14 protein-coding genes are annotated in these 13,260 nt (G+C 70.8%); 1 reads left to right on the forward strand and 13 read right to left on the reverse strand.

Features of this window, described 5'->3' with window-relative positions; genetic code table 11:
* From ABZ840_RS32440 to ABZ840_RS32495, 12 genes are all read right to left on the reverse strand, one after another.
* Positions 1–1,334, reverse strand: a 1,334-nt coding sequence (locus ABZ840_RS32440) for a homocysteine S-methyltransferase family protein (RefSeq protein ID WP_361565874.1), incomplete at its 3' end; no start/stop codon positions are given.
* Positions 1,331–2,314 (reverse strand): carbohydrate kinase family protein, encoded by a 984-nt coding sequence (locus ABZ840_RS32445; RefSeq protein ID WP_361565877.1) that lies wholly within the window; start codon positions 2,312–2,314, stop codon positions 1,331–1,333. The genes ABZ840_RS32445 and ABZ840_RS32440, both read right to left, overlap by 4 nt.
* A 20-nt stretch (positions 2,315–2,334) precedes the next feature.
* Positions 2,335–3,552 (reverse strand): methionine adenosyltransferase, encoded by a 1,218-nt coding sequence (gene metK / locus ABZ840_RS32450; protein WP_361565880.1) that lies wholly within the window; start codon positions 3,550–3,552, stop codon positions 2,335–2,337.
* Position 3,553: 1 nt separating this feature from the next.
* Positions 3,554–3,796, reverse strand: a complete 243-nt coding sequence (locus ABZ840_RS32455) for an acyl carrier protein (RefSeq protein ID WP_361565883.1) — start codon at positions 3,794–3,796, stop codon at positions 3,554–3,556.
* A 10-nt stretch (positions 3,797–3,806) separates the two neighbouring features.
* Positions 3,807–4,244, reverse strand: coding sequence for a 4'-phosphopantetheinyl transferase superfamily protein (locus ABZ840_RS32460; protein WP_361565886.1), 438 nt, complete (start codon positions 4,242–4,244; stop codon positions 3,807–3,809).
* 58 nt (positions 4,245–4,302) lie between these two features.
* Positions 4,303–5,235 (reverse strand): hypothetical protein, encoded by a 933-nt coding sequence (locus ABZ840_RS32465; RefSeq protein WP_361565888.1) that lies wholly within the window; start codon positions 5,233–5,235, stop codon positions 4,303–4,305.
* Positions 5,236–5,330: 95 nt separating this feature from the next.
* A complete protein-coding gene (locus ABZ840_RS32470) occupies positions 5,331–6,221 on the reverse strand; it encodes a diiron oxygenase (RefSeq protein ID WP_361565891.1) in 891 nt (296 codons plus the stop codon).
* A 29-nt stretch (positions 6,222–6,250) separates the two neighbouring features.
* Positions 6,251–7,381: a class I SAM-dependent methyltransferase gene (locus ABZ840_RS32475; protein WP_361565894.1), complete on the reverse strand. Its 1,131-nt coding sequence runs from the start codon at positions 7,379–7,381 to the stop codon at positions 6,251–6,253.
* Positions 7,378–8,217, reverse strand: a complete 840-nt coding sequence (locus ABZ840_RS32480) for an SAM-dependent methyltransferase (RefSeq protein WP_361565896.1) — start codon at positions 8,215–8,217, stop codon at positions 7,378–7,380. The genes ABZ840_RS32475 and ABZ840_RS32480 overlap by 4 nt, the downstream gene beginning before the upstream one ends.
* A gap of 43 nt (positions 8,218–8,260) precedes the next feature.
* Positions 8,261–8,773, reverse strand: coding sequence for a MaoC family dehydratase (locus ABZ840_RS32485; RefSeq protein WP_361565899.1), 513 nt, complete (start codon positions 8,771–8,773; stop codon positions 8,261–8,263).
* A gap of 99 nt (positions 8,774–8,872) precedes the next feature.
* Entirely contained in the window at positions 8,873–10,129 is a 1,257-nt protein-coding gene (locus ABZ840_RS32490; RefSeq protein ID WP_361565902.1) for an aminotransferase class I/II-fold pyridoxal phosphate-dependent enzyme, read from the reverse strand.
* Positions 10,130–10,314: 185 nt separating this feature from the next.
* On the reverse strand, positions 10,315–11,766 hold the full coding sequence (locus ABZ840_RS32495; RefSeq protein WP_361565905.1) for an MFS transporter: 1,452 nt from the start codon (positions 11,764–11,766) through the stop codon (positions 10,315–10,317).
* Positions 11,767–12,166: 400 nt separating this feature from the next.
* On the opposite strand from ABZ840_RS32495, the gene ABZ840_RS32500 reads away from it, so the two are divergent.
* Positions 12,167–12,379, forward strand: a complete 213-nt coding sequence (locus ABZ840_RS32500) for a hypothetical protein (protein WP_361565908.1) — start codon at positions 12,167–12,169, stop codon at positions 12,377–12,379.
* Positions 12,380–12,425: 46 nt separating this feature from the next.
* Here ABZ840_RS32500 and ABZ840_RS32505 read toward each other — a convergent pair whose 3' ends face one another.
* Positions 12,426–13,139, reverse strand: coding sequence for a TetR/AcrR family transcriptional regulator (locus ABZ840_RS32505; RefSeq protein WP_361565911.1), 714 nt, complete (start codon positions 13,137–13,139; stop codon positions 12,426–12,428).
* Positions 13,140–13,260: the final 121 nt, after the last annotated feature.

The following is a 13,260-nucleotide window of genomic DNA, read 5'->3' on the forward strand; positions in this document are numbered from 1 at the left end:
CCGTCGCCGTCCTCGTAGTTGACGGAGTTGATCACCGCGCGGCCGCCGAGCTTCTCCAGGCCCGCCTGGATGACCGGGACCTCGGTGGAGTCCAGGACGATGGGAAGGGTGGAGGCGGTGGCGAAGCGGCCGGCCAGCTCGGTCATGTCCGCCACGCCGTCCCGGCCGACGTAGTCCACGCACAGGTCCAGCATGTGCGCGCCCTCGCGGATCTGGTCCCGGGCCATCTCCACGCAGTCGTCCCAGCGGGCGTCCAGCATGGCCTCGCGGAACTTCTTCGAACCGTTGGCGTTGGTCCGCTCACCGATCGCCAGGTACGAGGTGTCCTGCCGGAACGGGACGGTCTGGTACAGCGAGGCGGCGCCGGGCTCGGGGCGCGGGCGGCGCTCGGTCGGGGCGGTGCCGCGGACCCGCTCCACGACCTGGCGCAGGTGCTCGGGGGTGGTGCCGCAGCAGCCGCCGACCAGGGACAGGCCGTACTCGGCGACGAAGGTCTCCTGGGCGTCGGCCAGCTCGCCCGCCGTCAGGGGGTAGTGCGCGCCGTCCTTGCCCAGGACCGGCAGGCCCGCGTTGGGCATGCAGGAGATCGGCACACGGGAGTGACGGGCCAAATAGCGCAGGTGCTCGCTCATCTCGGCCGGACCGGTCGCGCAGTTCAGGCCGATCATGTCGATGCCCAGCGGCTCCAGCGCCGTCAGCGCCGCACCGATCTCCGACCCCAGCAGCATCGTCCCGGTCGTCTCCACCGTCACCGAGACGACCAGCGGCAGGTCGCTGCCTGCCGACTCCAGGGCCCGCCGGGCTCCCAGTACCGCGGCCTTGGTCTGCAGCAGGTCCTGGGCGGTCTCCACCAGCAGCGCGTCCGCGCCGCCCCGGAGGAGCCCGGCCGCGTTCTGTTCGTACGCGTCCCGGAGCGTTCCGTACCGGGCGTGGCCGAGCGTGGGGAGTTTGGTACCCGGGCCGATCGAGCCCAGGACCCAGCGGGTCCGCCCGTCCCGTGCGGTGAAGGTGTCCGCGGCCTCGCGGGCGATGCGCGCGCCGGACTCGGACAGCTCGAAGACCCGCTCGGGGATGTCATACTCCGCCAGCGCCGCGTGGTTCGCGCCGAAGGTGTTGGTCCCCACGCAGTCGACGCCCACCGCGAAGTACTCCTCGTGGACCGAACGCACGATGTCGGGTCGGGTGAGGTTGAGGATCTCGTTGCAGCCCTCGTGGCCCTCGTAGTCGTCCAGGCCGGGGTCGTGGGCCTGGAGCATCGTGCCCATCGCTCCGTCGGCGACCACGACGCGCGAGGCGAGGGCCCGGCGGAGCGTCACCCCCCGTCCGGCCGTCATGTCAGCTCCTTCAGGTGGGCGACCAGGTGGGCGACGCAGCCCACGCCGTACGTGCCGCGGACGCGTGCGACGAGGGCGTCGCGGTAGAGGCGGTACTCCTGCGTGCCGACGTAGTCCAGTGCGGTCGCGGCGACCGCGCAGCCCAGCTGGGCCGCGCACTTCTCCGGGACGCCCCACGCCATGCCGGCGAGGAAGCCGGCCCGGAAGGCGTCGCCCACCCCGGTCGGGTCGACGACGCCGGCCACCTCCACCGCCGGGACGGCCAGCGGGGGCCGGCCGTCCCGCCGGATGCGGGCGCCGGATGCACCGTGCGTGGTGATCCAGCAGCCGACGCGGCGCAGGATCTCCGCCTCGGTCAGGCCGGTGCGCTCCGCCAGGAGGGCCGACTCGTACTCGTTGGTGAACAGCCAGCGCGCACCGTCCACCAACTCCAGCGCGTCCGCCCGCGTCAACCGGGCGAGCTGCTGGGACGGGTCGGCCGCGAACGGGATGCCGAGGGCGCGGCAGGCACGGGTGTGCCGCACCATCGCCTCCGGGTCGTCCGGCGAGATCATGACCAGGCCGAGGCGCCCCACCCGTGCCAGGACCGCCCCCAGGTCGATGTGGCGTGCCTCGGTCATCGCCCCGGCGTAGAAGGTCGCGATCTGGTTCTGCATCCGGTCCGTGGTGCACACGAACCGGGCCGTGTGCAGCTCCTCGCTGACCCGTACCGAATCCGTGTCCACGCCGTGCTGCTTGAGCCATACCCGGTACGGCTCGAAGTCGGCGCCGACCGCGCCCACCAGCACCGGGCGCAGCCCGAGCAGGCCGAGGCCGAAGGAGATGTTGGCCGCCACTCCTCCCTTGCGGATGTCGAGCCGGTCCGCGAGGAAGGAGAGGGAGACCCGGTCCAGCCGGTCGGCCAGGAGCTGGTCGGTGAAGTTGCCGGGGAAGGTCATCAGATGGTCGGTGGCGATGGATCCCGTGACCGCGATCCGCATGTCGGCTCCTCCTCCGCTCGTCAGGCGCCGGCGGCCGCGCGCAGGGCCGCCACGCGGTCGGTGCGCTCCCAGGTGAAGCCGGGGAGTTCGCGGCCGAAGTGCCCGTACGCGGCGGTCTGCGCGTAGATCGGACGGAGCAGGTCCAGGTCGCGGATGATCGCCGCGGGGCGGAGGTCGAATACCTGCCCGATGGCCTCCTCGATGCGGGCCTGCGAGACGACCGCGGTGCCGAAGGTCTCGACGAAGAGACCGACCGGCTCGGCCTTCCCGATCGCGTACGCGACCTGCACTTCGCAGCGGGTGGCCAGGCCGGCGGCCACCACGTTCTTCGCGACCCAGCGCATGGCGTACGCGGCGGAGCGGTCCACCTTGGACGGGTCCTTGCCGGAGAACGCGCCGCCGCCGTGCCGGGCCATGCCCCCGTACGTATCGATGATGATCTTGCGGCCGGTGAGGCCCGCATCGCCCATCGGGCCGCCGATCTCGAACCGCCCCGTGGGGTTGACCAGCAGCCGGTACTCGTCGGTCTCCAGCTTGATGCCGTCGTCGGCGAGCCGGCCGAGAACGTGGTCGACCACGTGCTCGCGGATGTCGGGTGCCAGCAGGGAGTCCAGGTCGATGTCGCCCGCGTGCTGCGACGAGACGACCACGGTGTCCAGGCGCACCGGGCGGCTGCCCCGGTACTCGATGGTGACCTGGGTCTTGCCGTCCGGGCGCAGGTAGGGAACGGTGCCGTCCTTGCGGACGTCGGTGAGGCGCTGGGAGAGCCGGTGCGCGAGATGGATCGGCAGGGGCATCAGCTCGGGGGTCTCGTCGCAGGCGTACCCGAACATCAGCCCCTGGTCGCCGGCGCCCTGCCGGCCCAGCTCGTCACCGTCCTCGTCGCCGGCCCCGTCACCGCTCTCGTCCGTGGTGTCGACGCCGCGGGCGATGTCAGGTGACTGGGCGCCGAGAGAGACCGAGACGCCGCACGAGGCGCCGTCGAAGCCCTTGGCCGACGAGTCGTACCCGATGTCGAGCACGGCGTCGCGCACGAGCTGGGCGATGGGCGCGTACGCGGTCGTGGTGACCTCGCCCGCGATGTGCACCTGGCCGGTGGTGATCAGTGTTTCCACCGCGACGCGGGCCCGCGGGTCCTGGGCGAGCAGGGCGTCCAGGACGGTGTCGCTGATCCGGTCGGCGATCTTGTCGGGGTGTCCCTCGGTGACGGATTCCGAGGTGAAGAGCCGTCTGCTCACGTCAGCCCACCTCCGCACCGAAGAAGTTCGCCTCAATGGCGTCGAGTGTGCGGATGGCGTCGACCTCCAGCGTCTCCATCTCGATGGACCTGCCGCACTGCTGCTCCAGCAGGAAGACGAACTCCACGAAGGAGAGCGAGTCGATCAGGCGGTTCTCGATGAGGTCCAGGTCGCCGGGGATGTCCTCGCGCTCCGGGTGACGCTTGAGGATCCAGTCCTTGACCTGCTGCAGTCCGTCGTTCATGGGGTGCTCCTTACGGTGCCGATGGTGCGGAAGAGGGGTGTACGGAAGAGCGGTGGGGGCGGTCCCGTGCGGGGTCCGCCGCCGGGTCGCCGAGGATCGGCGCTGCCACGGCCACCGCGTAGTCCACGTCGTGGCTGATGCTGACGGTGATCTCGGTGATGCCGGCCTGTGCGGCGTACTCGGCTGCCTTGCGCCGGAGCTGGACGAGCGGCCACCCGCCGTCCGCGCGCCGCACCACGATGTCCCGCCAGGGCAGCAGTACGTGACGGACGCGCAGCGTCTTGAACGCGGCCTCCTTGGCGGCGATCCGGCCGCACAGGCCGAGGAGGTCGAGGCCGCTGGACGTACGGCAGTCGTCCAGTTCACCGGTGTCCAGCATCCGGCCGAAGAACTCCTCGCCGTACTCCATGAGGAGTCTGCGGACGCGGGTGACGGACACGATGTCCATGCCGAGATTCGCCCAGCCCAGGCCGCCCGCCGGTGGGGCGGTGGGGCGGGCCGGCACCTCAGGTCACCGGCCCGCCGGACAGGGCGGCGCCGGGAGCGGCGGCGTTCGCGCGGCGCACCGCCTCGGTCGCCGCCGCCCAGCTGCCGTGCCGCCTGGTGAGCGCGGACAGCCAGCGTTCCAGGCCGAAGGCCACGCAGCTGGTGAAGGCCGGGCCGCCGTCGCCGGCCAGGGAGATGTCGCAGCGGTCCCCGAAGAAGTTGCGGTGCGTGTTGACCGAGGCGATCGCCAGGTCCTCGTACAGGAACTCGTGCTTGACGGGCGAGAGGCGCTGCAGCAGTGCCTTGGTGTTGCCCTTGTCGTAGAAGGGGTCGCAGGCCGCCTCCCTGCGCAGGGGCAGGTCGAGCGCCTCGGCGAAGGCAGTGATGCGGTCGGTGAAGGCGGCCAGGTGCGCCTCGGCGTGGTCGCGGCTGCCGAGAGCGACGATCTCCCGCATACGGAAGGCGAGTTGGCGGCGGAGCCCTTCGTAGTACTGCTCCTGCCGGAAGCACCAGCCGACGATGGTGACGAGCGAGTCGTCGGACACCTGCCGGCCCTGCTGGTCCAGGAAGACCGCGTAGCAGGAGGCGGAGGGCAGGCCGAGTTCGGCCGGCTGGAGCGCCTGACAGGGGAAACAGCCGGTGTCCGCACAGAAGGGCGAGGTGTCGCGGCGCGCCAGGTCGAGCGGGGCCGCGACGACGGCCTGCTGCGGGAAGTTGTCGTAGTAGTCGAGCCGCGCCAGATCGGCTGCGGGCAGCAGCGGCGGCATGGTCATCGGCCGGGCGCCGGCCGCCACGCCCCAGCTCTCGAAGGTGTCGTCGAGAAGCCGGAGCAGGGCGGTGCCCTCCGGCCCGAGCGTCGGCAGCCCGCTCTGCGGCTGGGCCAGGGACTGGTCCCGGGTCGGAGACTGTTCCTTGTGCTGGGACTGGGGCTGAGCAGGTGGTGCTGTGGTCACGGTCCACCTCGCAGTGGTGGGTAGGAAGACGTAGGACGACGTGGGAAGACGTACTGATGGGTGGGCTGGTACGGGAGTTACGCGAACCCAGTGGGTCAGATCGCCGGCAGTGTGTCGTCCGAGAAGATGCCGGTCCTGAGGAAGAAGGCGAGCGGCTTGCGGATGGCCTTGCGCTCGTGCTCCCGGCGGGCCTCGTCGGCGATGAGAGCGTTGCGGAGACCCAGCGGGTCCGCGATGCCGGCGTCGCGGTAGACGTGCGGGTTGTAGAGGGAGTTGACGCTGAAGACGACGTAGCGCTTGAGGTAGACCTCGACCTCGGCGAGCCGTTCCGTACCGAGGGTCTCCCGCATCCGGGTGTGCAGCAGCGATACCAGCTCCCGGCCGAAGGCGATGTGGCGGGACTCGTCCTGGTGGTGGATGCGGTTGACGTGGCGGATGGTGTCGCACAGCGACGCGTCCTGCGCCATCCGGGAGTTGTAGTGGTCGACCAGCTCCTCGAAGAACAGGATGCGGGCGAAGACCAGGAAGTTCTCGGCCTCCGGCTCCCACGCGGAGTCGGCGCGCAGAGCGGTCGAACCGTAGATCTTGCCGCCGTAGCGGCGGCAGAACTCGGCGAAGAACCACATGTGTTCGTTCTCCTCGCCGATGAAGTGGTGGAAGAAGTCCGACGGCACCTCGAAGCCCGGCATGTGGATCCGGCCGACGACCTCGATGAGCAGCTCGCGGATGCCGTGCACGTTCAGGCTGTAGAAGTTCACCGACTCCCATTTCGAGAGCCGGCGGAGGGTGTCCTCGTCCAGTTCGTCGAAGTGCCGGGTGCCGTACGGGGTGAGCAGCTCGGGGCTCATCCACATGCGGTCCTCGTCGAGCCGCTCGGGCCAGTCGAACTGCTGGTAGGGGTTGTAGTAGTCCTCGACCGACTTCTCGCTCAGTCTGGCGAGGACTTCCAGGAAACGGTCGGTGGTGGGCAGGGCGGAGCCGGCCATGGTGTTCTCCTCGGTTCGTACCGTGCCCGTCAGGGCCTGACCTCGTACACCGCGTTGACGGGTGTCTCGGTGGCGCGCCGCCAGCGGCCGAAGCCGGCCTCGGTGGCGATGGCCCGGAAGGCCTGTTCGCCGGAGTGGTTGCCGAGCGCGTGCGGGCCGCGCTGGGCGACGGCGACCGGCAGGCACATCACCGCGGACAGCGCCATGAACATGCGGGCTGCGGGGGTGCCGGCGTCGACGTCGTCGGGTGAGACGTTCGACTCGACGAGCATCCAGGTGCCGTCCGCGTCGAGGGACTTGCGGACGTGCTGCGCCGCGGCGACCGGGTCCCCCATGTCGTGCAGGCAGTTGAAGAAGGTGACGAGGTCGTAGCCGGTGCCCGGGTAGTCGTCGGCGGAGGCCACGTCGAAGACCACCCGGTCGGAGAGACCGGCGTCCTCGGCGAGCTGCCGGGCGATGGTGATGGCCTCTTCGGAGTAGTCGAAGCCGTGGACCGTGGCGTGCGGAAACGCCTCGGCGAGCAGCAGGGTGGTGTGCCCGACGCCGCAGCCGACGTCCGCGACCGTGCCGCCGGCAGCGAGCTTCTCGGGCACATCGTGCAGCGACGGCACCCACTCGGAGAGGAGGCGGTGCTGGTACGTCGGCTCGAAGAAGCTGCCCATACCGGTGTCGAGGGCCGGGTCGTGTTCGGCCCAGCCCACGCCGTCGCCGGTGCGGTAGGCCTCGACGAGCAGGTCCTCGGTGGCGTACAGCGCCTTGAGTGCGGTGAAGAAGCCGGCCGCGTAGGTCACGGCATCGGGATCGGCCAGCACGGCCGCGTGCGCGGCGGGCAGCGCGTACGTATCGCTGCCGCTCCCTGTTACGGTGCCGGCTTCGGTCCCGGTGGCGTCCTGCCGCCGCTCGACGTACTCCGCGCTGAGCTGGGCGTGCAGCCACTCCACCGCGTACCGCTCGCTGATGCCCGTGCGCTCGGCCAGCTGGGCGGGGGTGAGCGGCCCGTGCTCGGCGAGCGCGCGGTACAGGCCGAGCCGCCGGCCGAGGGAGACGGTCAGTCCGCGTACGGCGGCTGCCGCGTCCCCGATGACGCGCTGATGGAAGTCGGTGGCCGTGTCGGCAGCGGTGGCGGCCGGGGCGACCGGGGTGGTCGTCACCGTGGTCATGAGGGGTTCTCCTCGCCGGTCGGCAGGTCGCAGGTGAACAGGAAGGACCGCGGGACGCGGGGCACCTCGCGCGGCGTTACGGAGTAGGGCCAGCGGCCGAAGTCGGCGCCGTCCTCGCCCGGCTGCTTGACCTCGCGTACCGCCCAGCCGCACTCGGCGAGCAGCCGCTCGGGCTCCTCCGTACCGAACAGCCAGGGGTTGCCGTCCTCTTCGAGCGCCCTGAGGAAGGGCCGGGACAGCGGGTTCTGCAGCGCGGCCCGGCTGATCACATCGCCGAGGAGAACCGACCCGGGGGCGCTCTGCCCGGCCAGGGTGGTGATGAGGGTGCGCACCGCGGCCTCCGGCAGGAAGAACAGCAGCCCCTCCACGACCCAGAGCGTGGGCAGCTCCGACCGCCAGCCGGCTTCCTTCAGCGGGCCGGTCCAGTCCTGGGTGAGGTCGACGGACACGGTACGGCGCTCGCGCCCGGCCGGCGCTGGCTCCTCGGCCAGCATCACGGCCTTGGCGTCCAGCAGGGCCGGCCGGTCCAGCTCGTAGACGGTGACGCCGGCCGGCCACGCCAGCCGGTAGAAGCGGGTGTCCATGCCGGCGGCCAGGAAGACGACCTGCTGGATGCCCTTGTCGGTGACCGCACGGCCGATGGCGCGGTCGAGGTAGGTGGTGCGGATGGCGAGGAACGGTACGGTTCCGGCGCCCGCGTAGCGTTCCAGCAGCTCGAAGCCGATCTCGTCGGCGACGGTGCGGGCGTACGGGTCGGCGAACAGCCGGTCCTCGCGTTCGGTCTCCAGGGCCCGCGCTGCGGCGGTCCACTGGGCTGTGCGGGATACGGCCTCCATGAAGGCCCCCTTCACTTGGGACGGTGTGGGAGGACGGCCGTGCTCAGCTGATCCGTGCGCAGCCGACCGGGTCCTCCGCCGCGGACATCGACACGGGGGTACGGGCGGAGGAGTCGGCGGGGCGCCGCCGGAAGATGCTGTGCAGGATCATGCTGAACACGACCGTCCCGTCAGCGGCCACCAGCTCGCAGCGGGGCTGCACGATGCCGGTGGCGGGGTTGCCCAGAGAGGGGCGCGAGCCGAGCACCTCGATGCGGGCGGTCAGTGTGTCGCCGGGCCGGACCGGCCGGTGGTAGCGGATCTCGTCGATACCGGGCGAGCCGGCACAGGCGCTGTAGGCGAGCAGCCCGTCGACGTAGCGCCGCATGAACAGCGCCGAGGTGTGAAAGCCGCTGGCGATCAGCCCGCCGAAAGGCGACCGCTTCGCGAGCCCGGGATCGGTGTGGAACGGCTGCGGGTCGAACCGCCGGGCGAACTCCAGCACCTCCTCCTCGGTGACGGTGACGGTGCCGAGTTCGTGGATGTCACCGGCGCGGAAGTCCTCGAAGTAGCGCATGGCGCGCCTCCCCCTTGAGCCGAAGAGTGCTTCTCTGAGCTATCCCCAATCTACGAATCAGCCATTTATTTTGTCAATCCAAATCTAGCGCGGACTTTCTCAACTGCGCTGCTCCGCGGGCTCGTTCAGGCCCCGCAACGCCTGCTCGACATCCGCCCACAGATCCTCCGCATGCTCCACCCCCACCGACATCCGCACTGTTCCGGCGCCGATACCGGCCGCCGACAGCGCCTCCGCATCCAGCTCCCGGTGAGAGGTGGAGGCCGGGTGGGCCACGAGGGTCTCCACACCGCCGAGCGACAGCGCCAGCCGGGCGAGCCGCACCCGCTCGATGAACGCGCGCCCCGCCGCCCGCCCTCCGGCCAGCTCGAACGAGACCATCCCGCCGCCACCCGCGAGCACCTTGCGGGCCATGCCGTACGAGGGGTGACCGGCCAGCCAGGGCCAGTGGACCGCGGCGACCTCGGGATGCTCCGCCAGCCGGCCCGCGAGCAGTTCGGCATTGGCGCAGTGCTGCCGCATCCGCAGCGGCAGCGTCGGCAGCCCCCGCAGGGTCAGCCAGGCCGCGAACGGGTCGGGCGCGGCGCCGAGTTCGACCGTACGCGGCCACACCTGCCGCCGGAGCCCGTCCTCGGCGAAGACGGCCACGCCGCCCAGTACGTCGGAGTGCCCGGCGAGGTACTTCGTCGAGGAGTGCACCACGACGTCCGCACCGTGCTCGATCGGGCGGCACAGCACGGGCGAGGCGAGCGAATTGTCCACGACGCCGACCACACCGTGCCCGCGCGCGGCGGCGAGCAGCCCGCCGAGGTCGGGCACGCGTCCGGTCGGGTTGGCGATGGTCTCCAGGAACAGCAGCCGCGTCCGCGGCCGGACCAGGCGCGCGAACTCGGCCGCGTCGTCCCCGGACACGTAGTCGACGTCGATGCCGTACCTGGCCGCCAGGTCCGACAGCACCGCGTACGTCCCGCCGTACAGGCACCGTTGCGCGATGACGTGATCCCCGGGCACGAGCAACGCCAACAGCACACCGCTGATGGCCCCCATGCCGGAAGCGAAGGCGATCGCCGCCGCACCCCCTTCGAGGTCGGCGACGGTACGCTCCAGCGCCCGCACGGTGGGATTGCCGCGCCGGCTGTAGACGTACTGCCCGTCCGGCCCCGCCATCGCCTCGGCCAGCGCATCGGCCGAATCGAAGGCGAAGGCGGACGACTGCACGAGCGGCACACTGAGCGGCCGGCTCACCCCGCTCGAGAACTCATGATGAACATGCACGGACCGGGTACGGAGATCCAAATCGCGCCGGGCCATACCCCCGCCCCGTATACGAGGTACCGCTCCATCACCATCTGTCATGAGCCAACTCCTTCTCTTTTCACGCTTGTGTACCTACACGCACGGACATGTGCGGCCCCCGGGCGCACGCATACATGGCGGAGGCCGCCCGATGTCCGATGGTGCGAGACATCGAGCGGCCCTTGGTGCGTGCGAGGCCGCCACCGGCCCGGTGGCGGCCGTACGGCTGCCGGGCAGCCCATCGGTCAGACGCCGACCTGCTCGCCCCGGGACGCCGGGGTGGCCTGCGCCTGCCCGGCGGCAGCAGCGGCCGCGGCCTTCTCGCTGCGCATCACGAGCAGCGTGATGAGCCCGCCGACCGCGGCGACGGCGGCGGCACCGAGGAACGCGGCACTGAAGCCGTCGGTCAGCGCGGGGAGGTTGCCCAGCGCACCGGCGCCCTGCGAGGTGGCGAGCGCGGTCAGCGCGGCCAGGCCCAGCGCGGAACCCACCTGATACGTGGTGTTGACGATGCCGGAGGCCAGGCCCGCCTGCTCCTGCGGGGCGCCGGACATGGCCGTCATCATCGCCGGAATGTACGCGAGCGACATGCCCAGCGCGGACACCAGCGAGGCCGGCAGCACATCGACCAGGAACGTGCCGGTCGGCTCGACGGCCGACAGCCACACCAGGCCCAGCGCGAGGACCAGCAGACCGCCGCCGATCAGGGCCTTCGCGCCGACCTTCGCCATCAGCTTCGCCGTGATGACGGTCATGAAGAGCATGAGCAGCACGGTCATCGGCAGCAGTGCCGCGCCGGACGCGAACGCGCCGTATCCCAGGACCTGCTGGAGGTAGAGGTTGAGGAAGTACCACATCGGGATCCAGGCGGCGCCGAGCAGCGTCATGCCGAGGTTCGCCGAGCCCAGGCGCGGGACGCGCCAGATGCCGAGCGGCATGAGCGGCTGCCGGATCGCCTTCTGGATCACGAAGAAGAGCACCAGCAGCGCGGCCGCACCGACCAGCTCCAGCACGGTCTCCGTGGCGCCCCAGCCGACCTCCGGCGCCCGGACCACCGCGTACACCGCGAGCGCGAGACCGGCCGTCACGGCCACGGCACCCAGCACGTCCACCGAACCGCGGCGCGACTCGACGGCGGGCAGCAGCTTCGTGGCGGCGAGCGTGGCGACGCCGATCGGCACGTAGATGATGAAGACCCACGGCCAGCTCATCCACTCGGTGAAGACACCGCCCATGAACACACCGGCCGTACCGCCCGCGGGGGCGGCGGCACCGTACAGCGCCATGGCCTTGCCCAGCTCCTTCGGGTTGTGCCCGAAGAGCATCATCAGCAGCGTCATGGCCGCGGGCGCGATGAGCGCGCCGCCGACACCCTGCACCGCGCGCCCGACGACCTCCACCCACGCGGTGGAAGCGGCCGCCGCGACGATCGAACCGGCGATGAGGACGACCCACCCGGCGGTGAAGACCTTGCGCGCGCCGAGCAGGTCGGAGAGCCGGCCGCCGAGGAGCAGCAGCCCGCCGAAGGCGATGACGTACGCGTTGAAGACCCACTGCAACTCGCCCTGCGAGAAGCCCAGATCCTTCTGCATCTCGGGGAGCGCGACCCCGATGATCGACGTGTCCATGATGACCATGAACTGAGCGGCGGCCAGCACGGCAAGTGCCCACCAGCGCCGCGGATTGACGGTCGACATTCCACTATCCCTTCTCCGATATACCCCCAGGGGGTACCTGGGAAGCGGACAGTAACATACCCCCGGGGGGTACATGATGGAAAGGGTGGGCGCTCACCAAATCGCCGTCACTGATAGGCACTTGCGCCCCAGAAGCGGTACCGTCGGAGCGACGCCTGGCTCCTGCCGCCGGCGAAGGGCCGCCGATGGGCGAGGACGACAAGCAGGGGGATGCAGAGGATGCACATGCAGCACTTAGGCCTCGTGGGTTTCACCGCGTGGTGGCCGGGTGCTCGCTGCACGAGCGATGCGCTCCGGCTCCGACCTCAATGCGTAGGCATGGGTCGTCCGGCCGGCGTGTGCGTCGAACACCGCGAGATCCGGACGCCGATGTTCTGACAGAACTCGGAAGGATCAGCGTTTGTCTGCCCAGGTACCGGTGTGCAATCACCGCGTGTACGAAGTCGTGATCGTCTTCTTGCTGTCCGTCATCACGGGACTGACGGCCGGCGTGCTCCTGAGCCTGCTGGGGACGCCTCCCGTCTCAGCGGTCGCGGCCGGAGCCGCCGCCTTCGCCGCCACCTTCGGCCTCGGCATGACGGCCGTCGCCTACATCAAGAAGCAGGACAACTAGCAACGCGGGGGCGGCTCCTACGAGTCGCCCCCGCGTCCGGGCCCACCTACTCGACAGATGGTTGCGAAACGCCCTCCGGCAGTGGGGTGCACTGGATACCGGCGAGGAGCATGCGGAAGGCCCAGTTGCGGCGCTGTTCCGGGGCGCCGGAAAGGAGTTGGGGGGCGCGCCCCGCGACGTTCGGGTGGTCGGTCGGTGAGGCGTTCCGCAGCGCTTCGGCCACCGCGTTCCACTCGGTCTCGGCGTGCGGCGACTCGTCGAGCGTGGCGTGCTCCGCGGCGTTGGCGGTGGCGACCTGGAGAAGTACGTCCACTCCCCACGCGGCCCGGTCGTCGGGGACGCCACCCTCCTTGAGCAGCGCGAGCAGTGCGTCCAGTAGGCCGAGGTAGTGCGGCCCCGAAGGGCGGGTGACCAGCGCGGTGCGGGCCAGGCCGGGGTGCTCGTACAGCACGTGGAGGTACGAGACGAGGACCGCCTCGATGCGCTCCTGCCAGTCGCCGGAACCGCGGACGGGGGCCAGATCCACGTCGCCCAGCAGCTCGTCCAGGACCGCCGCGTGCAGCTCCGCCGTGTTGGCCACGTACACGTACAGCGAGGCGGGCCCGGTGTCGAGCTCCTGCGCCAGGCGCCGCATGGTGACGCGCTGCAGCCCCTCGGCCCGCAGCAGCCGGACCGCCGTGTCGATGATCCCCGCGCGGCTGAGGGCGGGCTTGGCGGGGCGTTCCCGGCGGCTGCGGTGGTGGGCGCGGTCGGATGACATGCGAGAACGCTAGCGAACATGTTCACCCAGCACCAAGAGTGACGACGAACACGTTCGCTACGAACTTGTTCGTTACGAACATGTTTGCCTACCGTGGAGAGGTAGCCGACCACACGCACCG

This window comes from Streptomyces sp. NPDC047117 (assembly GCF_040643545.1).
Taxonomy (GTDB): Bacteria; Actinomycetota; Actinomycetes; order Streptomycetales; family Streptomycetaceae; genus Streptomyces.

What these genes read in the sequence shown, in the direction of transcription:
- ABZ840_RS32445 (WP_361565877.1), bottom strand. Translation starts at nt 2,314, where the DNA reads ATGCGGATCGCGGTCACGGGATCCATCGCCACCGACCATCTGATGACC.
- ABZ840_RS32485 (WP_361565899.1), bottom strand. Translation starts at nt 8,773, where the DNA reads ATGCGCTACTTCGAGGACTTCCGCGCCGGTGACATCCACGAACTCGGC.
- ABZ840_RS32475 (WP_361565894.1), bottom strand. Translation starts at nt 7,381, where the DNA reads ATGACCACGGTGACGACCACCCCGGTCGCCCCGGCCGCCACCGCTGCC.
- ABZ840_RS32455 (WP_361565883.1), bottom strand. Translation starts at nt 3,796, where the DNA reads ATGAACGACGGACTGCAGCAGGTCAAGGACTGGATCCTCAAGCGTCAC.
- ABZ840_RS32470 (WP_361565891.1), bottom strand. Translation starts at nt 6,221, where the DNA reads ATGGCCGGCTCCGCCCTGCCCACCACCGACCGTTTCCTGGAAGTCCTC.
- ABZ840_RS32460 (WP_361565886.1), bottom strand. Translation starts at nt 4,244, where the DNA reads ATGGACATCGTGTCCGTCACCCGCGTCCGCAGACTCCTCATGGAGTAC.
- ABZ840_RS32490 (WP_361565902.1), bottom strand. Translation starts at nt 10,129, where the DNA reads ATGACAGATGGTGATGGAGCGGTACCTCGTATACGGGGCGGGGGTATG.
- ABZ840_RS32505 (WP_361565911.1), bottom strand. Translation starts at nt 13,139, where the DNA reads ATGTCATCCGACCGCGCCCACCACCGCAGCCGCCGGGAACGCCCCGCC.
- ABZ840_RS32480 (WP_361565896.1), bottom strand. Translation starts at nt 8,217, where the DNA reads ATGGAGGCCGTATCCCGCACAGCCCAGTGGACCGCCGCAGCGCGGGCC.
- ABZ840_RS32495 (WP_361565905.1), bottom strand. Translation starts at nt 11,766, where the DNA reads ATGTCGACCGTCAATCCGCGGCGCTGGTGGGCACTTGCCGTGCTGGCC.